The 22,711-nt window shown below is 60.5% G+C and carries 22 protein-coding genes and 1 pseudogene; 13 read left to right on the forward strand and 10 right to left on the reverse strand.

The window, feature by feature from the left end:
* Positions 1–26: 26 nt before the first annotated feature.
* The 4 genes from EJ075_RS01725 to EJ075_RS01740 are packed head-to-tail and all read right to left on the reverse strand — an operon-like array spanning position 27 to position 4,304.
* A complete protein-coding gene (locus tag EJ075_RS01725; protein WP_095486293.1) occupies positions 27–398 on the reverse strand; it encodes an MmoB/DmpM family protein in 372 nt (123 codons plus the stop codon).
* Positions 399–415: 17 nt separating this feature from the next.
* Positions 416–1,474 (reverse strand): aromatic/alkene monooxygenase hydroxylase subunit beta, encoded by a 1,059-nt coding sequence (locus EJ075_RS01730; protein ID WP_095486292.1) that lies wholly within the window; start codon positions 1,472–1,474, stop codon positions 416–418.
* A gap of 49 nt (positions 1,475–1,523) precedes the next feature.
* On the reverse strand, positions 1,524–2,585 hold the full coding sequence (locus EJ075_RS01735) for a 2Fe-2S iron-sulfur cluster binding domain-containing protein (protein ID WP_095486291.1): 1,062 nt from the start codon (positions 2,583–2,585) through the stop codon (positions 1,524–1,526).
* A 51-nt stretch (positions 2,586–2,636) separates the two neighbouring features.
* Entirely contained in the window at positions 2,637–4,304 is a 1,668-nt protein-coding gene (locus EJ075_RS01740) for an aromatic/alkene/methane monooxygenase hydroxylase/oxygenase subunit alpha (protein ID WP_095486586.1), read from the reverse strand.
* Between the two features lie 571 nt (positions 4,305–4,875).
* Between EJ075_RS01740 and EJ075_RS01745 the strand changes: the two genes are divergently transcribed.
* From EJ075_RS01745 to EJ075_RS01785, 10 genes are all read left to right on the forward strand, one after another.
* Complete coding sequence (locus EJ075_RS01745) at positions 4,876–5,328, forward strand: hypothetical protein (RefSeq protein WP_126103116.1); 453 nt, start codon at positions 4,876–4,878, stop codon at positions 5,326–5,328.
* Between the two features lie 61 nt (positions 5,329–5,389).
* Positions 5,390–5,674 carry a hypothetical protein gene (locus EJ075_RS01750; RefSeq protein ID WP_126103117.1) on the forward strand — a complete coding sequence of 95 codons (285 nt, stop codon included), beginning with the start codon at positions 5,390–5,392 and terminating at the stop codon, positions 5,672–5,674.
* A 14-nt stretch (positions 5,675–5,688) separates the two neighbouring features.
* The gene (locus tag EJ075_RS01755) at positions 5,689–6,816 is read left to right on the forward strand and encodes a WD40 repeat domain-containing protein (RefSeq protein WP_095486289.1); all 1,128 of its coding nucleotides are present in this window, start codon (positions 5,689–5,691) and stop codon (positions 6,814–6,816) included.
* A 32-nt stretch (positions 6,817–6,848) separates the two neighbouring features.
* Positions 6,849–7,022, forward strand: coding sequence for a hypothetical protein (locus tag EJ075_RS33050; protein WP_164547015.1), 174 nt, complete (start codon positions 6,849–6,851; stop codon positions 7,020–7,022).
* Positions 7,023–7,721: 699 nt separating this feature from the next.
* On the forward strand, positions 7,722–8,477 hold the full coding sequence (locus tag EJ075_RS01760; RefSeq protein WP_095486287.1) for an ABC transporter ATP-binding protein: 756 nt from the start codon (positions 7,722–7,724) through the stop codon (positions 8,475–8,477).
* Positions 8,470–9,216: an ABC transporter ATP-binding protein gene (locus EJ075_RS01765; protein ID WP_095486286.1), complete on the forward strand. Its 747-nt coding sequence runs from the start codon at positions 8,470–8,472 to the stop codon at positions 9,214–9,216. The genes EJ075_RS01760 and EJ075_RS01765 overlap by 8 nt, the downstream gene beginning before the upstream one ends.
* A 47-nt stretch (positions 9,217–9,263) precedes the next feature.
* A complete protein-coding gene (locus tag EJ075_RS01770) occupies positions 9,264–10,460 on the forward strand; it encodes an ABC transporter substrate-binding protein (RefSeq protein ID WP_126103118.1) in 1,197 nt (398 codons plus the stop codon).
* A gap of 69 nt (positions 10,461–10,529) precedes the next feature.
* Positions 10,530–11,417, forward strand: a complete 888-nt coding sequence (locus EJ075_RS01775; protein WP_126103119.1) for a branched-chain amino acid ABC transporter permease — start codon at positions 10,530–10,532, stop codon at positions 11,415–11,417.
* Positions 11,418–11,476: 59 nt separating this feature from the next.
* The gene (locus EJ075_RS01780) at positions 11,477–12,400 is read left to right on the forward strand and encodes a branched-chain amino acid ABC transporter permease (protein ID WP_245458253.1); all 924 of its coding nucleotides are present in this window, start codon (positions 11,477–11,479) and stop codon (positions 12,398–12,400) included.
* A gap of 251 nt (positions 12,401–12,651) precedes the next feature.
* Positions 12,652–13,596 carry a lipid kinase gene (locus EJ075_RS01785; RefSeq protein WP_126103121.1) on the forward strand — a complete coding sequence of 315 codons (945 nt, stop codon included), beginning with the start codon at positions 12,652–12,654 and terminating at the stop codon, positions 13,594–13,596.
* 47 nt (positions 13,597–13,643) lie between these two features.
* Here EJ075_RS01785 and EJ075_RS01790 read toward each other — a convergent pair whose 3' ends face one another.
* From EJ075_RS01790 to EJ075_RS01800, 3 genes are read right to left on the reverse strand one after another with little or no spacing between them, the layout of a single operon-like run.
* Entirely contained in the window at positions 13,644–14,429 is a 786-nt protein-coding gene (locus EJ075_RS01790; protein ID WP_126103122.1) for an ABC transporter ATP-binding protein, read from the reverse strand.
* On the reverse strand, positions 14,423–15,490 hold the full coding sequence (locus EJ075_RS01795; RefSeq protein ID WP_126103123.1) for an iron ABC transporter permease: 1,068 nt from the start codon (positions 15,488–15,490) through the stop codon (positions 14,423–14,425). The genes EJ075_RS01790 and EJ075_RS01795 overlap by 7 nt, the downstream gene beginning before the upstream one ends.
* Positions 15,480–16,562: an ABC transporter substrate-binding protein gene (locus EJ075_RS01800; protein ID WP_245458254.1), complete on the reverse strand. Its 1,083-nt coding sequence runs from the start codon at positions 16,560–16,562 to the stop codon at positions 15,480–15,482. Before EJ075_RS01800 ends, EJ075_RS01795 begins: the two co-directional genes overlap by 11 nt.
* Before the next feature lie 162 nt (positions 16,563–16,724).
* On the opposite strand from EJ075_RS01800, the gene EJ075_RS01805 reads away from it, so the two are divergent.
* The gene (locus EJ075_RS01805) at positions 16,725–17,513 is read left to right on the forward strand and encodes a class I SAM-dependent methyltransferase (RefSeq protein ID WP_126103125.1); all 789 of its coding nucleotides are present in this window, start codon (positions 16,725–16,727) and stop codon (positions 17,511–17,513) included.
* 380 nt (positions 17,514–17,893) lie between these two features.
* Here the strand turns inward: EJ075_RS01805 and EJ075_RS01810 are convergent, their stop codons facing one another.
* Together EJ075_RS01810 and EJ075_RS01815 are read right to left on the reverse strand one after the other, a co-directional pair.
* Positions 17,894–19,219: a type II toxin-antitoxin system HipA family toxin gene (locus EJ075_RS01810; RefSeq protein ID WP_126103126.1), complete on the reverse strand. Its 1,326-nt coding sequence runs from the start codon at positions 19,217–19,219 to the stop codon at positions 17,894–17,896.
* Positions 19,219–19,473, reverse strand: a complete 255-nt coding sequence (locus EJ075_RS01815; RefSeq protein WP_095486276.1) for a helix-turn-helix domain-containing protein — start codon at positions 19,471–19,473, stop codon at positions 19,219–19,221. Before EJ075_RS01815 ends, EJ075_RS01810 begins: the two co-directional genes overlap by 1 nt.
* 118 nt (positions 19,474–19,591) lie before the next feature.
* Here EJ075_RS01815 and EJ075_RS01820 point away from each other — a divergent pair.
* Positions 19,592–19,756, forward strand: a pseudogene (locus EJ075_RS01820) (LLM class flavin-dependent oxidoreductase); the annotation flags it as partial.
* Between the two features lie 82 nt (positions 19,757–19,838).
* Here the strand turns inward: EJ075_RS01820 and EJ075_RS01825 are convergent.
* Positions 19,839–20,846: a methyltransferase gene (locus tag EJ075_RS01825; RefSeq protein ID WP_164547016.1), complete on the reverse strand. Its 1,008-nt coding sequence runs from the start codon at positions 20,844–20,846 to the stop codon at positions 19,839–19,841.
* Positions 20,847–21,652: 806 nt separating this feature from the next.
* On the opposite strand from EJ075_RS01825, the gene EJ075_RS01830 reads away from it, so the two are divergent.
* On the forward strand, positions 21,653–22,627 hold the full coding sequence (locus EJ075_RS01830) for an AraC family transcriptional regulator (RefSeq protein WP_126103128.1): 975 nt from the start codon (positions 21,653–21,655) through the stop codon (positions 22,625–22,627).
* Positions 22,628–22,711: the final 84 nt, after the last annotated feature.

Below are 22,711 nucleotides of genomic sequence, written 5' to 3' on the forward strand. Positions count from 1 at the left end.
GCGGCGCGCCTGATTTTCTGGAGCGTCTATTCGATGTATTCGAACATCTCATCCATGTTGCCGAACAGGATCACGGTGTTGTCGTCGATGCGCACCATCCGTCCGTAGTGGGTCGAGCTGTTGACCTCGAAGGTTTCCGCCGTCATCTCGCGGCCGAGATATTCGCTGATCTCGTCCATCTTGAAGATCAGCTTGCCGGTGCCATCGATGCGGATCATCGCCGGTTGGTAGGTGACCGTTACGTTCGGCTTCAGGCCCATGAATTCAGCGATGGCCCTGGCTTCCACCGAGTCGTTCATGGTGACGCCGCACTGGTGCGAAATCGTCTGTTCGAAGGTGATGTCCTTCATCGACCTGAAAATGTTGGATTGCGATGCGTCGCGTGCTGCAGTTGACATGACAGTTTCTCCCTGTGTCAGCGCTTGAGGCCAAGTTCGCCGAGTATCTGATCAATCCGTTCCTCGGACTTGGCACGGACATCCGAGAAAGCGACCGGCTTTGAATGCGGCATCGACCAGATCGGCTGCAGGCCGATGGCTGCCTTGTCGGCGAGCGCGCCGTGCTTCTTGACCCAGCCCTGGAAGAGCTTCTTGTTCGCCGCGCCATGCTTCTCGTCGTTGGCGAGCATGTGCATGAGGTCGATCGTGTTGGCGAGATTGCGCTCGTAGTCGGCCTCGGCTGCCGAGATCACCGCAGGCGTGATGAAGTCGTGGTTTGCGGCGGCGATCTGCATCAGGAAGCCTGAGCGGAATGCTTCCCCGACCAGCGGTTCGAAGACGATGTTGATGGCGAAGTACTGTTCGAGATAGTCGGTCGCGCCCATGATGGTCTCGACCGCTTCGCGGGTGCCTTGCCAGTTGTTGTCCTCGAGCCAGGCTGTCTTGCCGAGTTCGTCGTCCCAGCCGGGAAGGTCCATGCCGATCTCGGCAAGGTAGAGCGTGATGTCCTGGGCAAGCCGCAGCTTGTAAGACGAGTTGGTCAGCGTGGCGTTGTTGATCATCTGGGTGTAGCCGTAGCGCTGCGCCTGCATCAACGAGGTGCCGAGCCCGAATTCGGCGTGCTTCCAGGCGCCGAGCTGCGTCTGCAGAATCTTGATCCAGGCCTTGTCGAATGTCTTAGGCGCCCCCGACTTGCGGGCGTTGTTGATGACGCTCTGTACCATCGTCTCGATTTTCGACTGGCGTTGGTAGTGCGTGCGTTCCCACTCCTGATCGGGGGCGCGGAAGGCATGCCAGTTGGAGCTCTGAGCGGCGGTGTTCTGCTTGACATAAGCGCCCTTGCCGTCGGCAAAAGAGATGATCCAGTCCTGGATCAGGTAACGCTCCGGGTCAGGCTGCACGTCGACTGTCATGTCCTCATAGTGGGTGGCGCGCTGGCCCTTCGGGTCGAAATACCGGTACTTCCGGCTGTCGGAGTCGGCAAAGATCGCCGCGCCGGCGGCTCCGGACCCGACTGAACTCGAGGTAGCTGGCATAGTCTTCACTCCCTTGTTGCAGTTGTGGTTGCAGTTGCGTTGCCGCCCCTCAGTGGGCCGGTGTTGCACCTGCCGATGTGGTGAACTTGTCGAAGAAGATTCGCTCCGTCTCGAACCCGTTCATGAACAGAACCGGCTGAAGCGCATCGATCATCGGTGGCGGGCCACAGGCATGGACATCGCCCTGTCCGTCGACCGCCAATTGCTTGAGCTTGGCGTCGACACTCTGGTGCACGAAACCGCGTTCGCCTTCCCATTCGGCGTCGTCTGTCGCGTGCGACAGCACGGGAATGAAAGTGACATCCGAATGCTGACCGATCAGCTCGGCGATCCTGTCGAGATAGAACAGGTCGTTGCGCGTCCTGGCACCGTAGAAGAAATAGACAGGGCGTTTCTCGCCGCTCTTCAGATGGTCGTTGAGGATCGACCAGATCGGCGACATGCCCGATCCGGCGCCGACCAGGATCAGGGGTCCTTGCCGTTCGTCGCGTCGGAAACAGGTTCCGTAGGGTCCGACGACGGTGACTTCGGCTCCGAGCTTGATTCCTCCGGAATCGAGTTCTCCGGAGAACTTTCCCTCGGGGTATTTTTTGATGATGAAGCAGAGTTTTTGGGTTTGGTCCGGCGTATTTGCCATGGAGAACGAGCGCGTAATCGTCTCCCCCTTTTCCGTGGTAACCGTGATGTCGACATATTGCCCCGCCCAGAACTTTATCGGCGAGCCGAGTTCGATCTCGATGCCGCGAATGTCGTGGGTCAGGTGCTCGATCAGAGCAATCCGGCCCTTGAACGTCTTCACGGCGATCGCTTTCGCCAAAATCTCCTCGTCGTAGTTGAGAAGCTCGACTTCCAGATCGGAGTAGGCGATGCAGCGGCACAAAAGGACGTGGCCGCTCTCCTTCTCCATGTCGTTCAGTGCGAAGGTCGAGTATTTGAGCATGTCGACTTCGCCATCGAGCAACACGCTCTTGCAGGCCGAGCATTGCCCTTCCTTGCAGCCGTGCGGCAGGGCGATGCCCTGGCGGAAAGCGGCGTTGAGCACCGTCTCGCCATGCTCGACGTCGAATTCGACGCCGACTGGGCTGAGCCTGACCGTGTGGGTTTCCGACATACGGACCTCCAATGAAAGAGAGGGCGGGACGAACCCGCCCCCTTGGCCTGATCAGTTGCAGGGATTGATGGTGAAGCCCTTGGCGTAGTCTGCCAGGTGCTGCGCGCGTCCTTCCGGCGTCATGCCGCGGAGCGCGTTCAACGGCGATCCCAGCGTGTTGCCGCGCACGTCGTCCAACGTCCACATCTCCTTGTCGTCGAAGCGCATATGCGGCTGCGGTACGAGCGTCTTGCCATCGGAGCGGACGAAGTTCAGGTCCTTGATGGCATCGGCCAAATCCCAGCCGTCATAGAGCGTCTCCCATTCGCGCTTGCCGCTGAAGCGGCCCATCGCGGGTGTCGGACGGCCCTCATACTCGTCGGCGAAGGCCACGGTCGCGGTCCACTTGTCGAGCTCGTGGGCGAAGGTGTGCAACTGGCCGTCGATCTCGCCGACCACCATGTCTTCGCGGATCAGGCAGGGAACAAGGCAGGACCAGCAGCGGTGTGGATAGACGTAGCCCACGTCGCTGTTGAAGAGCAGCACCTTCTCGCCCTTGTGGCTAAGCTTGGCGTACCATTTCCAGAAATCGCCGAACTCGGCATACCAGCCCGGATACTTATGCTCGAACCACTCGAAGTCCTTGTCGGTCTGGGCTTCGATACGCCAGAAATTGACCGGCCAGCCGACCGCGAAGAACTGTCCGACCTTGTGGACGTAGTTCTTCTTGGTGATGCGTTCCCAGGCCGCCTGGACGTCGTCGTGATGGACCTTGATGCCGTATTTCTCGAGCGGCAGCATGTAGGTGCGGTAGTAGTCCTCATAGATCCAGCGGTGCCACATTTCCGCGTAGGACTCCTTGTTCTTGTCGCGGTTGGTGGTGCCGTATTCGATGAAGGTGCCGATGGCTGCATCGACGATCGCGTGGTTTTGCCAGAAGGCGTAGCGCAGGTCGCGCTCGAGCAGCAGGTGGTTTTCCGGCTCCTTGAGCGCCGCCATCAGCAGCGAATGGCCATTGCCGATATGCCGGCTCTCATCGGACTGGACCGACAAAAAAACGGTCGGCAGCGCATAGTCGCCGTTACGGGCGGCTTCCGAAGGCATGGCGACAAACAGCGTGTTGGTGAAGGCGGTCTCGGCGACCACGGTCAGGTACATGCAGGCGGCGGTCATGGTGTCGCCGGTGATGAAGCCTTCCGCGAACTGCCGGCCGATGGTCGTGGCGTAGCATTTTCCGAAGGCTTCCTCGGTGATGTCGAAGCCGGCCGGATCGATGTAGTTTTCCATGTACCATTTCTTCAGGTTCATCTGGATCGTCGAGTGGCGGAACTCGTCGATCATCTGCATGGTGAAGCCGGTTCTGAGCTCCTCGCCCGGCGCGATACGGGCGACCATCGCCATCGAGCGGGCAGCAGAAATTTCCGGGAACGGAATGATCGCAAGGAAGAGTTTCATCCACTCGACCCAGCGCGGTTCCACATTGCGGAACATGTCGCCGCGCAACGCGGCGTCGAGCGCACCGTAGACACGATTGTCCTTCTCTTCCTGCATCGGGAAGTAGGATCGCAGAACCTGTTTCATCGGGTCGCGCGGCGTCTTGTTGATCTTGTAGTCCGTCGGAAACGTCATCGCTTCCTGGACGTAGGAAGGGTTCCAGCCGAGATCGGCAATCTTCTTGGTTGCCTCGCCCACGGAGATTCCGCGTTGCGAGGTAATCTTGTTGAGCGTCAGAGACGTCATGGTCATAAGCCTCCACCAGGTTTGAGCCGCAGGTCCCTTGACCCCGGCATGAAGCGGCGGCACAGCACCGCCAGTGAGAATGCGAGCGGCACGACAAAGGGTTGCGCATCAGGCGCGACTCATGGTCCGGCCGTTCAAGTGGATCGCGGCAAAGGTGTTAGGCGGCTGGCAGGGCCCGCGGCGCCAACCGCATGTGCGATGGGCGTATCGAAGCGGACGTGACTTGTCCCTGCTTCCTCCGTTCCTTCGTTCTTTTGGCACCGCGTCAAAGCGCGATGGGCTTCTTGTGGAAATGTACAAAGCAAGCGCCGTGCCAATTTGAAAATAGCACCCATGGCAAGGGCTCAAAACAAAATCGCTGCTCTTTCGGCATACGGGCAGATAGCCAAATGTAACGTTCTTTTACATTTGTAACGTACGCCTGTAATATATAATATCTATTCGCAATTGTAATACGTCTAGTTCGCAGATGCAGCAAGTTCGAAAACAAATATCATCTATTCAATTCTTCGTCTTTCTCTACTATTTGAAGGCGACGGCCCATGGACGGGCCTCGCGCTGGAGAGAGACCGTGCCGAACGATAAAGACAGCCGAAGACCGCCCGAGCCAATGTCCAGCCAAGCCGATGGCGTCACCGGCGAACTTGTCAGGCTGATGCCCCGCGATCTGGTCTTTGTGATGCGCTTCATGGGCGAGAGCCAACATCGCCTCCAGAGCCACTTCCAGGACTTCATCCGGGCCGAGCTTGCCGCCGGCGGCGTCACCACGGAAACGCATCCGATGATCCATCTGTTCATCGAGAACCACGCGATTCTGTTGCGGGAATTCGTGTTTTCCGGCGTTTCGCTGTCACGCCAGTTCCGCGTCGACGAGATCGAGCGCCTCACCGGCGATACGACTTCGATGATCCGGGTCGACATCTGGGATCAGCTCAAGAGCCACATCGAAACGGCTGAAAGACAGTTCCATTCGCAGGCCGGAACATTGCCCAAATTGCTGTCGGCTTTCGAAAAGCCAGCCTGACCGATGGCTGGGCGAAAAATGACAGGAGGACCCAATGGGCCAAACTACCAGGCGTGACGCGTTGCTCGCCCGCCGGCTCGATCTCGTCGCCAACGTCTCCGCGCTCACTGCCGAGGCGCTGCGGCTCAATCAGAAACGCGCCGGTATCGAGATGGAAGTGCTGCGCCTGGAACTCGAAATCGGCAGGAACGGCGTCAGCGCGCAACTGGTGCGGGACTTGCATGAAGCGCAGGAGAAAGCCGCGGCAGTCATGCACGAATGCGCGGCATGTGAGGACAGCATCGTCGCCGCGGAAGGTGACGTCGAGGACGTCGATCGCAGCCTCGCGGCGACGGATGGAAACTGACGAAGGGAATCGCCATGAACCAGCACGCGATACAGAACCTGACCTTGTTCGACCTGCTGGCGAGAAGCTGGCGTCGTCCGTCGGCGATCGCCGATCTGCGCTTTAGCGCCGATGACTCGACTGTCGCCTTCGCCTGCGTCGATGGAACGGTCGCCATAGCCGCGGTCGCCGACCAGGAACCGCCGCAGTCGCGGATCAGGGTGAGCGGCGATCTCGGCCAGACGACGATCCGCCCAAGGGAAAAATTTCCGTTGCCATTGATAGCCACTGCTGTGTTGGGAGATGGCGACGTTCCGCTCGCCAACTACCTTTCCTCCGGCTTCCTCGTTGGAACGGCGGCTGGCGAAGCGGTGCATCTGGCCGCGGACGGCAATGTGATGGAGACGCTGGTCAAGATCGACGGGCCGGTCGTCGCCGTCGACCACAGCCCCCGCACAGCCATCACAGCCGTCAGCAACGGGCAGGATGTCTTCCTGGCACGAGGCCAAGGCGATGCGGTGCGACTGCGACACGGTACGACACCGTCCACGGATGCGCTTGCCTTTTCGCCAGGCGGAAGGCGCCTCGCCCATAGCCTGGACGACGGATTGTCGATCTGGATGGTCGATGGCGACACCACCCTGATACGCGATATCGCCTTTTCAGCGCGTCCGATCTCGATCCGCTGGAGTGGCGACGGCACCTGGCTGGCCTGTGGGCTCGAAGCCGGAGGCTTTGCCCTGGTGTGCATAGCCGATGGCCGCACTGGCATTATCGCGGGATTTCCATCCCCGGTCCGGACGGTGTGCTGGAGCCTGCCGGAGAATGCGCTGTTTGCATCGGGCGCCTTCCGGATCGCCGGCTGGTCGATGACCGCGCCGCCACTTGACGGCGAAATCTCCGGCGCGCTGGAGACTGGTCGCGCCGGGCTGGTTCCGGTCGAGACAGTGGCTGCGCACCCGGAGAAAAAACTGATTGCGGCCGGCTATGCCAACGGTCGGATCACCATCGCCCAGATCGGCGCGCGGGACGAACTCCTCGTCAGACCCCTGGGCAGCGCGGTGACCGCGCTTGCCTGGTCCAGTGACGGACAGCACCTGGCGGTGGGCACCGTCGACGGCACCGCCGCGATCGTCACCTTTCCCGCGTCGATGTTCAAATAGCAAAGGCAGGCCGCATGCAACAGGAGCACCAAATGCAAACCGAACCCACCCCCGAGGACGAGAGCAAGGACGAATTTTTCGACCGGCTCGCCAAACTGTCGGAAGAAATGGTGGCCAAGCATGGCAAGGATTTCAGTATGGGAGCATTGGTGCTTGCCGCCCGCTGGATTGCCGAAAACCGTGTCGGCCAGTTGAAGACCAACTAGGCTCCTGACCAACCAGTTTCGCTCGTAAGCCGTAGCTTCGAAGGAGCTTCAGGCGAGGCCATGGCTTGCGGTCGTCTTGATTGCGAGACACTCGCTGACTCCCAACACGCCATGCCCGCGCGCTACATTCCATATCAATGGAATTTATACCTTAGCTACGGATCAAGTAGCGCACTTGGATTTGATAACGTCAAGCCTTTCCTGCGGCCAATGTCGCAACGATCGGTAATGGTCTTGATGCTGATAGGCGCGTGACCGCAGCCGTGCTTTCCAAGGCCCACATCGCACGATCGCCAGCGACTGAGCTGGATTTGCTACGTTTCGACATTGATGCTGCGGCGGTGCAGGCGAACGATCCGAACCAGAAGGCTCTCAATGGCGTCATTGGACTTGACCCCGCACTAGCGCGTCGCAGATGAGATCGGGATATCGAGGTTGACTGCGGTCAATTTGCCTCCCGATCGGATGTGATACCAACCGCTCGCCAGCTTCTCCAGGCGATCCTGTGCCAAGGACAGTGACTGAGCGTTTCACGAAGTTCGAGCATCTGAAAAATTGCAGCCTTGACGCGATGTGCATTAGGTCGTTTGTTGCGGGTGGGAGTGCCACGGGAGGAAACCATGGAAGTCACCCTGGGGGCGGACAGCCTCGCAGCGCGGTTCCACGTTTCACGTCGATGAACGGCGAAGGCTCCCGCGCATGAATTCCGGAGCGATCCTCGAAGCAGTGGGATTGACTAAGGAATTTAAGGGTTTCGTCGCTGTCAATAATGTCGACCTGACGGTCGAGCGAGGATCGATCCACGCGCTGATCGGCCCCAACGGCGCAGGCAAGACGACCCTCTTCAACTTGCTGACCAAATTCCTCCAGCCGACGCGCGGCGCAATCCGCTACCAGGGCCGGGACATCACCAGGATGCAACCAGCCGACATCGCGCGCTTGGGCCTTGTGCGCTCCTTCCAGATATCGGCGGTGTTTCCGCACATGACGGCACTGGAGAATGTCCGCATCGCGCTGCAGCGCCGGCGCGGCGACAGTTTCGATTTCTGGCGTTCCGAGAAACTGCTGTCCACATTCAATAGCGAGGCCGCGGCTCTTCTCGCCGATGTCGGCCTGACCGAGTTTTCCGATATCCGCGCTAGCGATCTGTCCTACGGCCGCAAGCGCGCGCTTGAGATCGCGACGACGCTGGCGCTGAACCCTGAAATGCTGCTGCTCGATGAGCCTATGGCCGGCATGGCGCAAGAAGACATCGAGCGGATCTCGGCGCTGATCCGGCGCATCTCCAAGAACCGCACTATTTTGATGGTTGAGCACAATCTGTCGGTCGTAGCCTCGCTGTCGAACCGCATCACCGTGCTCGCGCGCGGCAAAGTCCTCGCCGAAGGCGACTATGCCGCGGTTTCCAAAGATCCGCGTGTTATCGAAGCCTATATCGGGGCCGGACATGTCTGAAGTTGGACTTACGAGCAGGCCGGCTGCTGCCCCCTCGGAGAGACCCCTCCTGCGTGTCGATGGCCTGCAGGGCTGGTACGGCGAGAGCCATGTGCTTCACGGCCTGAGTTTCGAGGTTGGCGAAGGTGAAGTGGTGACGCTGCTCGGCCGCAACGGCGCCGGCAAGACGACGACGCTGAAGGCGGTCATGGGCATCCTGTCCAGGCGCTCGGGATCGGTCACCTACGACGGCCGGGAGACGATCAAGCTGCCGTCGCGGTTGATCGCACGGATGGGCATCGCCTACTGCCCGGAGGAGCGCGCAATCTTCTCAAGCCTCTCGGTCGAGGAGAATTTAATGCTGCCGCCGCAGGTGCGCCCCGGCGGGCTCACCGTCGAGCAGATTTTCGAGCTCTTCCCGCACCTGAAGGAGCGGCTTTCGAGCCAAGGCACCAAGCTTTCGGGCGGCGAACAACAGATGCTCGCCATTGGCCGGATCTTGCGGACGGGCGCGAAGCTGTTGCTGCTCGACGAGCCGACCGAGGGGCTTGCGCCCGTCATCGTGCAGCAGATCGGCCGCACCATTGCCCGGCTCAAGGACGAGGGATTCACGATCGTGCTCGTCGAACAGAATTTTCATTTCGCCGCATTGGTCGCGGACCGTCATTACGTGGTGGAGCAGGGGCGCGTGATCGACATGATTCCCAACCGCGAGCTCGACGCCAACATTGACAAGCTGCACGCCTATCTTGGTGTCTGAGACAGCCATCAACGGGCGCGTCGCGCCGCAATCGGAGGAGAGTAGTGATGAAAGCAACAGGGTTCATTCTGGCTTCACTGGCGAGCCTTTTGTCGGCCGGCGCAGCCTACGCCACGGATGTCAAGATCGGCGTTCTGAATGACCGTTCCGGCATCTATGCAGACATCGCCGGCGAAGGCTCGGTCATCGCGGCCCAGATGGCGGCGGAAGACTTCAAGGCGACCGACAAGGGCATCAATGTATCGATCGTCTCCGCGGACCACCAGAACAAGCCGGACGTCGGCTCGAACATCGCCCGCCAGTGGTACGACACCGAAAATGTCGACGTGATCGCCGACGTGCCAACCTCGTCGGTGGCGCTCGCCGTCAACGAGATCACCAAGGAGAAGAACAAGATCTTCCTCGCCTCGGGTCCGGCCTCGTCCGACCTCACCGGCAAGGCCTGTTCGCCCAACACCGTCCACTGGACCTACGACACCTGGGCGCTTGCCAACGGCACGGGTTCGGCGATGGTCGCGCAGGGTGGCGATACATGGTTCTTCGTCACAGCCGACTATGCCTTCGGCCATGCGCTCGAGCGCGATACGTCGGCGGTCGTGGAAGCATCGGGCGGCAAGGTTCTCGGCACCGTCCGTCATCCTTTCCCCGGCCAGGATTTCTCGTCTTTCCTGTTGCAGGCGCAAGGGTCGGGTGCCAAGGTCGTCGGCCTCGCCAATGCCGGCGGCGACACCATCAACGCGGTCAAGCAGGCGTCGGAATTCGGCATCACGCAGGGCGGCCAAGCGCTCGCAGCCCTTTTGATGTTTATCAATGACGTGCATGCGCTTAGCCTCGAAGTGGCGCAAGGCCTCGTGCTCACCGGCGCATTCTACTGGGATAAGAACGATCAGACGCGTGAATTCTCTGCCCGCTTCCAGGAGCGGAACAGCGGACAGAAGCCTTCGATGATCGAGGCCGGAGTCTACGCTTCGGTGCTGCATTACCTTAAGGCCGTCGAGGCCGTTGGCGACAAGGATGCGGCCAAGGTGATGGCCAAGATGAAGGAAATGCCGACGGACGATCCGCTGTTTGGCAAGGGCACGATCCGCGCGGACGGGCGCAAGCTGCACGACATGTACCTGTTCCGCGTCAAGAAGCCGGACCAATCGAAGGGGGCATGGGATTATTTCGAGACCGTGGCCACCATTCCGGCCGACAAGGCGTTCCGCCCACTCGCCGACGGCGGCTGTCCGCTCGTCAAATAAGCGGGCCTCGCCAACGACGCGCCGAACCGCTCGGCGCGTCCTTTCGTCGACAAGTCAACTGGAGCGACCATGTTCGAACTCCTTGGAATTCCGCCACAGGTCCTGTTCGGCCAATTGCTGCTCGGGCTGATCAATGGGTCCTTCTATGCGGTTTTGAGCCTCGGGCTGGCGGTCATCTTCGGTCTCCTGAACATCATCAATTTCACGCATGGTGCGCAGTACATGCTGGGCGCCTTCGGCGCCTGGATGCTGCTCAACTATCTCGGCGTCAGTTACTGGTGGGCTGTGTTCATCGTTCCGCCGATCGTCGGCCTCACCGGCATCGTGCTCGAGCGCGTGTTGATCCGACGGCTCTATCACCTCGACCATCTCTACGGGCTGCTGCTCACCTTCGGCCTGGCGCTGATCATCGTCGGCTTCTTCCGCCAGTTTTTCGGCGTATCTGGCCTGCCCTACCCGCCGCCGCCGCTTCTAACGGGGGGGCACAATCTCGGCTTCATGTACCTGCCCAATTCGCGCGCCTGGGTGATTGTGGCCTCACTCATCGTGTGCCTCGCGACCTGGTTCATCATCGAAAAGACCCGACTTGGCGCCTATCTCAGGGCAGCGACCGAGAACCCGACCATGGTCGGTGCGTTCGGCATCAACGTGCCGCTGCTGGTCACGCTCACATATGGTTTCGGCGTCGCGCTCGCCGGTTTCGCCGGCGTGCTCGCCGCACCGATATACGCAGTCAATCCGAACATGGGCGCAGACCTGATCATCGTCGTCTTCGCCGTCGTCGTCATCGGCGGCATGGGCTCGATCCTTGGCTCGATCCTCACCGGCTTCGGGCTTGGGCTGATCGAAGGTCTGACCCGCGTGTTCTATCCGGAAGGCTCGGCCGTGGTGATTTTTGTCATCATGGCGCTGGTGCTGCTGATCAAGCCCGCCGGCCTGTTTGGGCGGAGCGCGTGATGGTAACCGACACCAACCCGATTGCCATGACGGCCGTCACGTCCGTTGGCGCCGCCGGCATGCCACGCCATCACCTTGCGATCTTCGCCGCGCTTTTCGTCTTCCTCATCGCCGCGCCTTTTCTGTTCTATCCGATCTTTGTCATGAAGGTGCTGTGCTTCGCGCTGTTTGCCTGCGCCTTCAACCTGTTGCTCGGCTATGGCGGGCTCCTATCCTTTGGCCACGCTGCCTATTTCGGCATGGCGAGCTACGTCTCGGCCCATGCGGCAAAGGTGTGGGGTTTGACGCCCGAACTTGCCATTATCGCGGGCACGTTGGTGGCAGCCGTGCTCGGTCTCGCCATCGGCTCCCTCGCCATTCGCCGCCACGGCATCTATTTCGCCATGGTGACGCTGGCTTTTGCGCAGATGGTCTATTTCTTCTCGCTGCAGGCGGCGTTTACCGGCGGTGAGGACGGCATCCAGGCCGTCCCGCGCGGCTATTTGTTTGGGCTGATCGACCTGCGCTCAAACGAATTGCTCTATTTCTTCGTGCTCGCCATCTTTTTCGCCGGCATATTGCTGATCTACCGGATCATCCATTCGCCGTTTGGGCAGGTGTTGAAGGCGATCCGCGAGAACGAGCCCCGCGCGATATCGCTGGGCTATCGGGTCAACCGCTACAAGCTCACCGTATTCGTGTTGTCAGCCGCGCTCGCCGGCGTTGCCGGCGCAACCAAGGCGATCGTGTTCCAATTGGCGTCACTTACCGACGTCTACTGGACCATGTCCGGCGAGGTCGTGCTGATGACGCTCTTGGGTGGCATGGGCACGGTGTTCGGACCTATCGTCGGCGCGGCAGTTATCGTCACGATGCAGAATTACCTCGCGACATTTGGCGACTGGGTCACGATCGCCCAGGGCACCATCTTCGTTGTCGCAGTGCTGTTGTTCCGGGAGGGCGTCGTTGGCATCCTGGCAAAATGGATCGGGAAACCGCTCTGAACAGGTCATGAAACCTAAATTTCGATTGATCGACGGTCGAGATTGAGAAGTCGACCTACGAAGGATATTTGAGCGTCAGGTTCGGCCAAGTTGGCCGCGGTGGATACGTGCACACAGCGTCCGCAACTGTGCCGATTCCTGATCGGATGTGACAACCAGCAATTCGGGCTGTTACGAAAATTCAACTCTGGGTCTTCCCAGGCGCGCCTGTTGGCGTCGTAATCCGCAGGCAAGCACCCTATCTACGCCGCATGAACGAAATCACGACCAGACGCGCGCTTCTGCTCGTCAATTCAAAGGCGCGACGCGGGCAGGAATCTATCGCACCGGTCGTCGAGCGGCTGCAGGCCGGTGGGCTTCGCGTCACCGTCGAGACGTTTGAGGCGCTGCCCGAGATAGCACGCGACATCGTGCGCCTTCGCCATAGGGCCGACCTTGTGATCGTGTGCGGCGGCGATGGCTCGGTGTCCTCGGCGGCGGTCGCGGCCATGGAAAGCGGGCTGCCTATGGGCATCATTCCGATGGGGACGGCGAACGATCTGGCGCGCACCCTCGAAATACCGTTGGATCTGCTGAAGGCTGCCGACGTGATTGTACAGGGCGGAAGGCGTCTGATCGATGTCGGGACCGTCAATGGTCACGCTTTCTTCAACGTTGCGAGCATCGGCATCAGCACCGACCTTGCCCAGGGTCTCGATCCGGCGCTGAAGAAGCGTTTCGGCAGGTTTGGCTATGCCTTGGCGGCTATGAAAGTGTTGACCAAGGCTGGCCACTTCGAAGCAAGGATTACCGAAAAGGGCGTAACGACCGAAGTCGAGACCTACCAGATAGCGGTCGGCAACGGCCGGCACTATGGCGGCGGCAACGTCGTCGAGGAGACGGCGGAGATCGATGACGGCCATCTCGACCTGTACAGCCTGGAAATGACGAATCTCTGGAAAATGGCGCTTATGCTGCGCTCGTTCCGCTCAGGCACACACGGCGCCTGGAGCGAGGTTCGCACGGCCAGATGCGTCGAGTTCGACATCGAGACGAAAAGGCCGATGCCGGTGAACACTGACGGTGAGATCGTCACCTCGACGCCGGCGCATTTCAAGGTCCACCCGAAGGCGATTTCGGTCTTCGCGCCGGCCGTCGCGCGCCTGCAGCCCCGCACCAAAATGCTTCGTGATGCGGTCAGCGCAAATAGCGGGTGATCAGTCTTCCGCTTCGGCGATTCGACTTCAACCCTAAAGTTTGATGGCTAAGCTGCTATCGACGCAGCCGCTGCCGTTTCATCCGCAACGCCATCCACCATGACATGACCGATGCCACGCGAGCATCGCTCGACCCGCGCCTCGACGCGATAAACGTCACGCAACAGCGCCGGCGTAACGACCTCTTCCGGTGTACCGCAGGCGAACATCCGGCCGTCGGCGATGACGATGCATTTGTCGGCGAAGCGCAGGGCCTGATTGAGGTCGTGAATTGCGATCAGCACTGCAATCCCGTGCTTGCGTGCAAGCCCGCGCATGAAGCTCAGCACCTCGACCTGCCGGTGCAAGTCAAGCGCGGACGTCGGCTCGTCCATCAGCAGGATTTCAGGTTCGCGGGCGAGGGTCTGTGCGATGCTTACCACCTGCCTTTGCCCGCCGCTCAGTTCTCCGACATTGCGAAAGGCAATATCCGAGATGCTGAGCGCGGCCAGGATACCGTCTATGAGCGCGAGGTCGCCGTCACCGACCGACCAGGCCGAGCCCTGCTTGCGGGCGAGCAGGATCGATTCATAGACGGTCAGCACCGCGTTGGCTGCCATATCCTGAGGCATGTAGCAGATGCCGTCCGGTCCCTTGGCCGCTCCATCGAGGCAGACGCGGCCCGGGCCCTTCAAAAGTCCTGCGATGCGCTTGAAAAGCGTCGACTTGCCCGCTGCGTTGGGCCCGATGACGGCAACCACCTCGCCACCCCGAAAAGTGGGAGTTGAAACGTCCGAAAGGACGAGCCGCGCGCCGTGAAACGCTCCGAGACCATCGAGCCTGATCGTTACCATGAGCGCCTCACATTCGAGAGGATCAGGGAGATGAAGAAGGGAATGCCGACAAGCGAGGTGACGATGCCGATCGGAAAGATCGTGCCTGGGATGAGCGACTTGCTGGCAACCGAGCTCGCCGAAAGGATGAGGGCGCCAGCAAGCGCGGAAGCGGGCAGGAAGAAGCGCTGATCTTCTCCAATCAGCATGCGGGCGATGTGCGGGCCGACCAACCCGATGAAGCCGATCGTGCCGACAAAGGCGACGGGAATGGCGGCGAGCAGGCTCACCATCATCATGGTTTCGAGCCTCAGGCGCGCGACCTTGATCCCGAAACTCGCGGCCTTGTCTTCGCCTAGCCGCAGCGCCGTCAGCGCCCAGGCGCGGCGCGCGAATATCGGAAGCGTTGCGAGAAGGATGAGGCTGGTGATGATGAGCTTGGGCCAGGTGGCCTTGGTGAGACTTCCCATCGTCCAGAACACGACCGCGGCGAGCGCCTGCTCTGAGGAAAGATACTGGACGAGCGACAGCAGCGCATTGAAGGTGAAGACGAGCGCGATGCCGAGAAGCACGATGGTTTCAACCGTCACGCCGCGCTTGAGACTCAGCAGGTGGATGACGAGCGCGGTCAGCATCGCAACCACGAAGGCGTTGAGCGGCACGACATATTCGATCGCGGCGGGGATGAGCGCGACGCCGAAGGCAAGCGCAAGCGCGGCGCCGAAGCTGGCCGCCGCCGAAATGCCGAGCGTGAACGGACTGGCGAGCGGATTGTTCAGGATGGTCTGCATCTGCGCCCCGGCGACCGACAGTGATGCGCCCACGACCACCGCCATCAGCGCGATGGGAAGCCGGATTTCCCACAGCACCACGCGCACCTGAAGCGGCACGCTGCCCGGAGAAACGAGGGCGAGGACCACCTGGTCGAGGCTGTAGCTGGCAGGGCCGAGGGCGAGGTCGACGCAAAGGCTCAGGAGCAGCGCCAGGACGAGGCCTGCGAGGATAAGCTGCTTGCGCAGGACGAGGGCGCGGTAGAGGCCGCGCCCTTCCTTTGCCGACAATGCCGCTGGCTCACTGCTCATTGGAGAGCGAGACCCAATGGCCAGGCCTGTACTCGACCGGCAGGAACTTCTCGTGCAACTCCTTGAAGGTGGCCTCGGCGTCCAGATCGTCGAACAGGTCGGGGTGCAGCCACTTGGCCATCTGCTGGATGGCGACGAACTGATAGGGGCTGTTGTAGAACTGGTGCCAGATGGCGTGGACCTGCCCGTTTTCCACCGCCTTGACGCCGGTTAGCGCGGGCCGTTCCGTCAGACCCTTGAGCTTCTTCAGTGCTTCCGCCTCGTCCGCGCCGGGACCGACGCCGACCCATTTGCCGCCCGGCACATACGCTTCCCAGCTACCGCCCGTCACAATCACCTGGTCGGGATCGCTTGCGATGATCTGCTCCGGGTTGAGCGCGCCAAACGTGCCCGGGATCAGGTCCGCCGCGATGTTCTGGCCGCCGGCCATCTCCACGAACTTGCCGAAATTGTCGTTGCCGAAGCTCATGCAGCAATCGTCGGAATAGCCTCCGGCGCGCTCGATGAACACGGTCGGGCGCTTGGGAACATTCTTTGCGATAACATCGGTGACCCGCGCGATCTGGGCCGCGCGGTAGGCGATGAACGCTTCCGCCCGCTCCTCCTGGCCAAAGAGCTTGCCGATGAGGCGCATGCTCGGCTCGGTGTTGGTGAAGGGATGCTCGCGGAAATCGACATAGACCACCGGGATGCCGACGGCGGCGAGCTTTTCGATGTATTGCGCGTCCTCGGTTGCCTGCTTGGACTCGATATTCATGATCATCACGTCCGGCTGAAGCGCGATGGCCTGCTCGATGTCGAAGGTGCCGTCCTTGAAACCGCCGAAGGTCGGGATCGTGGCCATCGAGGGGAATTTTTCCAGATAGACGGCGTAATTGTCGGGATCGGCCTGCGAGAAATCCTCGCGCCAGCCGACGATCCGCTTGAAGGGATTGTCGGTATCGAGCGCGGCAATCAGGTAGGTCTGCCGGCCTTCGCCGAGGATGACCTTCTCAACCGGCGTCTTCACCTCGACCTTGCGGCCGCTAATGTCGGTGACGGTTTCGGCGCGCGCGCCGAGGGTAAGCGGCATGAACGTCGCGAGGGCGACCGCGGCCGCAAATATCGACTTCAAAATCATTGTGCTCTCGTGATTTAGTTTGCCGCCACGGCTTAGAAAACATGAGTTGTGTAATCAAGAATTATCTTTTAGAGCAATTCCAATGTACGGCTTTGGGGGAGAGCGTTTCGGGCGATGACGGCTCACGCAAACTATTCGCTGCGCGACGAAATTCGGGACTACTGGTCCGACCGCGCCGAGACGTTCGACCTGCAGGTCGGCCACGAGATTTTTTCCGAACGCGAGCGCGCTGCCTGGCATGCGCTCATAAGCAGGCACCTTGGGCAAGGCGCAGGGCGGACATCTCTGGACCTCGCCTGCGGGACGGGCGTGATTTCGTATCTGATGCACGAGTTGGGATTTGTGGTGACGGGCCTCGACTGGTCGGAAGCCATGCTCGCCAAGGCGCGCGCCAAGGCACAAAACCGCGGCGCCGATATCCGCTTCATCGTGAGGGATGCCGAACGGACGCTCGAGGACAAGGCGAGCTACGATGTCATCGTCACCCGTCACCTCGTCTGGACGCTGGTGGATCCGAAGGCGGCCTTTGCCGAATGGTTCTCGCTGCTGAAGCCCGGCGGCAAGCTGCTGGTCATCGACGGGGATTTCGTCAGCCGCAACTGGGCGACGAGATTGCGGGACGTTTGGGAGAAGCTGATGGCAGGCAAGTCGCGGGTCGCAGACAATGAATGCACCGCCATGGCCGGACGCCACAAACGCATTCTTGCCCGCGTCCATTTCTCAGGCGGCGCACGGGCGGGAGAGATAAGGCGCTTGCTGGCCGAAGCCGGGTTCGATCAGCCCGTCGTCGACTGGAAACTCGGCGCGATCCATCGCGCTCAGGCTCGACAGATGAGTTGGCCTAAGGCGATCGAGCGAGCCATCCAACACCGCTTCGCGATTTGCGCGACGAAGCCGAAGTAAACTCCTCGGCGCTGCCAGCGTCGGTCGTTTCATGCCTGCTTCGTTTGAAGCCGTTCGTCGCCTCAAAGGAGCGGGGCGGCGACACGCCAACGAATAGCTGCCAGTCTGCTTTAGCTTACCTTCGCGGCAGCGCAGATCAGCGACGACATCGGCCGGGTTTGCGCGGGTACTAAGCGCATATTGGACGATGCACTGCTGACCGTAGTCAGTGTCGATCACCAGGGTCATAGCCCCTTTTCGGGTATCGGAAATACGCGAGAATTCCAGTTTAAGTGCCGGGCCATCATCTTCCCAGGGGACATGTTTCATCGAATTCGGGGCGCTTGTCCCAGATCAGAGAGCCCCAGCCAAGGATTGCTATCCGCGGGCGTTGCCCCAACTCAGACATGAGAAGCCTCCAGAGAATTTGCGACGAGCTGGCTGCGGTGCTTGATGGCCGCCACTGTCGAGGTCACAAGCTGATCGGGGAAGCTACCGGGCAGCGACCCGACAACAGCTTGTACTTGCCGATCGGCATTGGCTTCAATGTCTTCAAAAATCGCCCGCATCGCCGGAGTGCCGACACCAGCGATATCGGCCGTCTGCATGAAATGTCGTGGCACGATGTCACTGATGGCATAGTGGCGATTTGTTCCGACGGACATCGCAAGTTTGAATTTCTTGCGTTGAATTTGGCCCTGGTCGAGGCTCGGCTGCGCTGTCAACACATCGTACAGCGGCGTCATGCGATAGCGCCCGCCGGGACCGAGGAAAATGCTGAAATTTTTTGCATGCCCATCGGTTGCGCCGAGCAACCAGAATATGATGCTCGCACGCATGAAAGTCGTGATGTCGGCATCAGGCGTGTCGCTGCCTTTGAGCAGGTTGATGATCTCGCGCATACCGGGACCACCATCAGACTGGTACTTTCTTGTCGGCGGGATCGATAGCGCCTGGCAGATGTCTTCCTGCGGCAGTCGCAGCAGTCGCCCATCTCTTGCCCAAAGACGATCGAAGCGTTCGACGATCAGTGTGCGGCGTTCCCCGAAAACGGCGATTTCAACGGGGGGTGTAGGGATACCAAACGAATGCAGCAGTCTGAGGCATAGATATTCGTTCTCGACGCTGTTGGAGAGGTCGATGCCATTGGGAAGCTGCCCAATCTGCGGTTTGAGGATGTGGGTGGTTGCCGTCGTTCCTATCGGCTTGAACCATTGGCCGTCCTTACGCAGCAGCGCGGTTTTTTCCTGAGCGCCGGCGATCGAAATTCGGAAATCTTCGTCTTCGCCCATGCCGAGGGGTGCTGCCGCGAGATTCTTGATAATGTCGGCAATCTCGTCGTCAGTGATCGGTTTGCCGTCGGTGTTGCCGGCGGTCCCCGGCTTGATGCCATCAGGCAGAAACTGGAGTGCGCCGACGCAATCATGACCGAGGGCCGTCAGCAGGCTGACGGCGTCTGTGCCGTCTGCGCCAACGCGTTCGGCGACGCGCTTTCGGATGAGGTCGCTGTCAGGCAGCAGGTTGTCGAACACATTGATGACGGGGGTGCCAATATACCGATCCTCGCGCAAGGGCAGCGACAGTGACACTGGGAACGTGCCGCGCCAGTTCAGCCAGTCGCGTCCGTACTGGAAGTCGATAGCACCTGTCGCCTCACGGCGCAGGACGCCGACGTGGCGGTTGTTCAGAAAGACATTGAGAGGAGCGTGAGCGCGTTTCCGTGCCATCAGAACAGGTCCTCGATATCGGCGGCACTGCCTTGGGTGCGTGGCCGGACGACCAGTTCAAGGTTCAGAGCCGAAAGCGCTTCCATTAAAGTGCGCAACTGGACAGCGGGCTCTCCCGCTTCCAGACGTGAGACAGTGCCCTGGCGCAGATGGATTTGTTCGCCTAGAGCCCCCTGGCTCAGCCGTGCCTGTTTTCGCGCGCGGCGCAGGATGGCGCCAAGCTGTTTTTCTGTGCGGGCGATCTGATCGGTCATAGCAGTCCTCCACACATCAATATACGCGAGAGCGTATAAACTGTCAATATACGCGTTCGCGTTTAAAATTTAGATATACGCGAAGGCGTATAAAAGACGAAAATACGCGTTTGCGTATGGCGCCGACGGGGCATATTTCCGTGTGCATCATTTCGCACGGCAACTCGGCTCGCCATTCCCGCTGTTGGCGGCAGTCGGCGCCAAGACCAGCCGCATCGAGATCGGCACAGCGGTGATCGACATGCGCTACGAGAACCCGCTCTACATGGCCGAGGACGCAGGACGCTCTCCTCCGCTGAGAGCCGTCGCCCAGGCGATGAGCTGCAAATGCCGGGCCCTCTTCCATATTGGCGATAGTTCAGTGCCTAGATCGGCACCGCTTCGACCAGATGGATTGCAGATGCAGTTTTCATCGTTCGCGTGAGCCGGAAGCCGGCTTTTTCCAACAACGCCGCAAGATCAGACTCGCTGCGGAGCTTTCCCCCGAAAATCATGAGCATGAGCATGTCGAAGCTCCGGCCGTAGAGGGAATCTACGCCCGGGTCGGCGATCAGCAGGGCGCCTTGTGGGGCGATGGCGGTGCGGACGTTCCGCAGCACCGCCATTGCCGTATCGTCGGTTTGGTCTACGAGAATGCGCTTCAGAATGTAGAGATCACCGCCACCCGGGACCTCACGAAGGAAGTCGCCGCCGACGATCTTGCACCGATCAACGACGCGCGCCGCCAGCATCTCCTGCGCCTCGGTGGCCACGTGCGGCAGATCGAGCAGCGTTCCCCTAATGCCCGGATGGGCTTCGAGAATGCTCAGCAAAAGTCCGCCACGCCCGCCGCCGACGTCGACGACCGAAAGGTCCGGTGCGAATTCGTAGGCGTCGCAAATGGCTACGCTTTCCTGGCTGGACATCTCGCTCATGGCCTGATTCATGACTGCTCCCGCCGCTGGGTTCATGCGGAAGTACTCGTATATCCCATGGCCGTTCCTCTTCTCGAACGTGCTCTCGCCGGTGCGCATACTATGCAGCAGGCACGGCCACGAGGCGGCTAAGCACTCCTGCGCCATCAGCATGGCATAGTGGCGGACCGAGCGTGGCGCGCCAGTCTGAAGGAGCCGCCCCTTGCTGGTGTTGACGAACATGCCGGGCGTCGGTTCTTCCAGAATACCGAGGCTGGCCAGAACGCGCATCAGACGCAGCAGCGCGCCTTGATTTGTCTTCGTTGTCGCGGCGATTTCCGCGACCGACCGGGGGCCGTGCTTGAGCAGGTCGGCAATGCCTAGTTCTGCAGCGACGCCAAGTACGTGGGTTTTCGCTACGCCGAGTGTCATCGCCAGGACGTCTTGCACGTCGGAAATGTCGGCAAGGGTGTTCGACATGTCATGTTTCATCGTGAGCCACTTTGTTTGCATTGAAGTGGAAACTCTCGCGGCCAGGTGAGCCTTTTGCCTATGGCGGTTGTCCATTTGAAAACAACAGAACTGGCCGGCCTCATTCCCGGCTGAAACGACGCGGGTCGAACGGGAGGTCGGCGAGTTGGGTCAGCGACATCACCTCGAGATCTGGATGCGAGAGTGGGTCGCGCAACCACTGACGCCATCTTGCAGCGTCGTCCCCGCACGCCTTGACGGGAGGTGGGAATGAATGAGGACTGAGAGCGTCTTCGTGGACGAATCTCCATTCCACGTGCACTCTTCGGATTTTCCAGATCATCTGGCTCCTCCTCTGCTCAGAAGTCATTTGCGGGTCGGCTCGTGCGTTCGCTTGGGATCAGGACACTGCGCCCCCCTGGAAAGGGCAGCACAAAGGCGTTTGCGCCAAGGCACGGCCGGGCAACCTCGCCGCCGCGAGACTTGAGTTGTGGCGGCCATGACAAACGCATGTTGAATACTGCCACCAAACGGAACGTCGGGTTCCTTCCTGCGCTGCGTAGACTCGGAGAACTGCCGTGGATCAACAGGCCATCGCAGCGTCGTTTCGTTTATCGCTTCGAAAGGTCGTGGCGTTTTTCATCGTGCACGATCACCATGTTTGTTGATGCTACCGAACCCGGCTCGTCGAGTCGTGGGCAGAAGCGAACGCGATTATGGACTCGCGCGAAAACGTGATTTTTTACTGGAAAGTTGTATTTCTCGTCGATAAGTTGCAATTCTCGCACAAATCGGGAAGCACAGAGAGGGTTTAAATGGCCTCCTCAGCCGCCGAGTTTGCGTCAATCTGCTTTTCAACCGAGGGGTTGCCAGAGCCGGACCGCTTCGAGTTTTGGCGCGAAGTGCTCGGGCGCGCGATTACGAAATTCGAGATTGACCCCGTGCCGGACAGCTCGCCTGACGCAAGCATCACGCTGCGTGCGCTGCCCGGTGTTGACATTGCCAGTGGAGCAGCTGCCGGCATGCAGTACAGGCGCACACCGGCGCTGATCGACAGCGACGACATCGTTCTGTTTGTGGCTTTATCCGGCGCCCAAACGGTCGACCAAATCGGCCGCGAGTGCACGATCAGTGCGGGCGAGGCCGCAGTGTTTGCATGTGCTGAGCCAGGCCTTGCAATTCCTCGTGAACGTCAACGCCGGATCGCCTTTCGCACCCCGCACGATGTGCTCGCCCCGATGGTCGGCAACGTGGAGGACGCGATCTGCAAACCCATTCCGTCGACAGTCGATTCCTTGCGATTGCTCGTCAGCTACGCTGCCACACTTGAGGATGTGGACCAGCCCTTAACGCCAGCGGTTGCGAACCTTGCGGCAACCCATATCCAAGACCTCGTCGCGCTGGCGATCGGCGCGACCCGGGATGCCGCGGCGATCGCCGAAGGTCGCGGCCTGCGTGCAGCACGGCTCAAGGCTGTCAAGGCCGATATCGTCAGCAATCTCGGCTACCACGACCTCACCGTCGGCGCCGTTGCACTGCGCCAAGGCGTCACGCCACGCTGCGTTCAAAAGCTGTTCGAGACCGAGGGGAGGACGTTTTCCTCCTTCGTGCTCGATCAGCGTCTCGCGCGCGCCCGTCGGCTCCTCAGTGATCCACGTTACGCCGACTGGACGATCAGCTCGATCGCATTCGAAGCCGGCTTCGGGGATCTCTCCTACTTTCATCGCGCCTTCCGGCGGCTCTACGGCGCGACACCCTCCGATATCCGCCAGGGGACGCTCGGCTTTTAACAGCCAATGAGTGTTTGGGCATGTCGCCCGCGAAGCCTCTGAGGGACCTGAAGTTCGACCATACGCCGATGCTGTTGGCCGATT

The sequence above is a fragment of the Mesorhizobium sp. M6A.T.Cr.TU.016.01.1.1 genome, assembly GCF_003952585.1.
GTDB classification, from domain to species: Bacteria; Pseudomonadota; Alphaproteobacteria; order Rhizobiales; family Rhizobiaceae; genus Mesorhizobium; species Mesorhizobium mediterraneum.

Bases quoted from the DNA above. Each gene is read 5' to 3' on its own strand.
- EJ075_RS01790 (WP_126103122.1), bottom strand. From the start codon at position 14,429: ATGGTAACGATCAGGCTCGATGGTCTCGGAGCGTTTCACGGCGCGCGG.
- EJ075_RS01765 (WP_095486286.1), top strand. From the start codon at position 8,470: ATGTCTGAAGTTGGACTTACGAGCAGGCCGGCTGCTGCCCCCTCGGAG.
- EJ075_RS01780 (WP_245458253.1), top strand. From the start codon at position 11,477: ATGCCACGCCATCACCTTGCGATCTTCGCCGCGCTTTTCGTCTTCCTC.
- EJ075_RS01775 (WP_126103119.1), top strand. From the start codon at position 10,530: ATGTTCGAACTCCTTGGAATTCCGCCACAGGTCCTGTTCGGCCAATTG.
- EJ075_RS01800 (WP_245458254.1), bottom strand. From the start codon at position 16,562: ATGCCGCTTACCCTCGGCGCGCGCGCCGAAACCGTCACCGACATTAGC.
- EJ075_RS01825 (WP_164547016.1), bottom strand. From the start codon at position 20,846: ATGTCGAACACCCTTGCCGACATTTCCGACGTGCAAGACGTCCTGGCG.
- EJ075_RS33050 (WP_164547015.1), top strand. From the start codon at position 6,849: ATGCAAACCGAACCCACCCCCGAGGACGAGAGCAAGGACGAATTTTTC.
- EJ075_RS01740 (WP_095486586.1), bottom strand. From the start codon at position 4,304: ATGACGTCTCTGACGCTCAACAAGATTACCTCGCAACGCGGAATCTCC.
- EJ075_RS01810 (WP_126103126.1), bottom strand. From the start codon at position 19,219: ATGGCACGGAAACGCGCTCACGCTCCTCTCAATGTCTTTCTGAACAAC.
- EJ075_RS01785 (WP_126103121.1), top strand. From the start codon at position 12,652: ATGAACGAAATCACGACCAGACGCGCGCTTCTGCTCGTCAATTCAAAG.
- EJ075_RS01805 (WP_126103125.1), top strand. From the start codon at position 16,725: ATGACGGCTCACGCAAACTATTCGCTGCGCGACGAAATTCGGGACTAC.
- EJ075_RS01755 (WP_095486289.1), top strand. From the start codon at position 5,689: ATGAACCAGCACGCGATACAGAACCTGACCTTGTTCGACCTGCTGGCG.
- EJ075_RS01730 (WP_095486292.1), bottom strand. From the start codon at position 1,474: ATGCCAGCTACCTCGAGTTCAGTCGGGTCCGGAGCCGCCGGCGCGGCG.
- EJ075_RS01770 (WP_126103118.1), top strand. From the start codon at position 9,264: ATGAAAGCAACAGGGTTCATTCTGGCTTCACTGGCGAGCCTTTTGTCG.
- EJ075_RS01830 (WP_126103128.1), top strand. From the start codon at position 21,653: ATGGCCTCCTCAGCCGCCGAGTTTGCGTCAATCTGCTTTTCAACCGAG.
- EJ075_RS01760 (WP_095486287.1), top strand. From the start codon at position 7,722: ATGAATTCCGGAGCGATCCTCGAAGCAGTGGGATTGACTAAGGAATTT.
- EJ075_RS01735 (WP_095486291.1), bottom strand. From the start codon at position 2,585: ATGTCGGAAACCCACACGGTCAGGCTCAGCCCAGTCGGCGTCGAATTC.
- EJ075_RS01815 (WP_095486276.1), bottom strand. From the start codon at position 19,473: ATGACCGATCAGATCGCCCGCACAGAAAAACAGCTTGGCGCCATCCTG.
- EJ075_RS01795 (WP_126103123.1), bottom strand. From the start codon at position 15,490: ATGAGCAGTGAGCCAGCGGCATTGTCGGCAAAGGAAGGGCGCGGCCTC.
- EJ075_RS01725 (WP_095486293.1), bottom strand. From the start codon at position 398: ATGTCAACTGCAGCACGCGACGCATCGCAATCCAACATTTTCAGGTCG.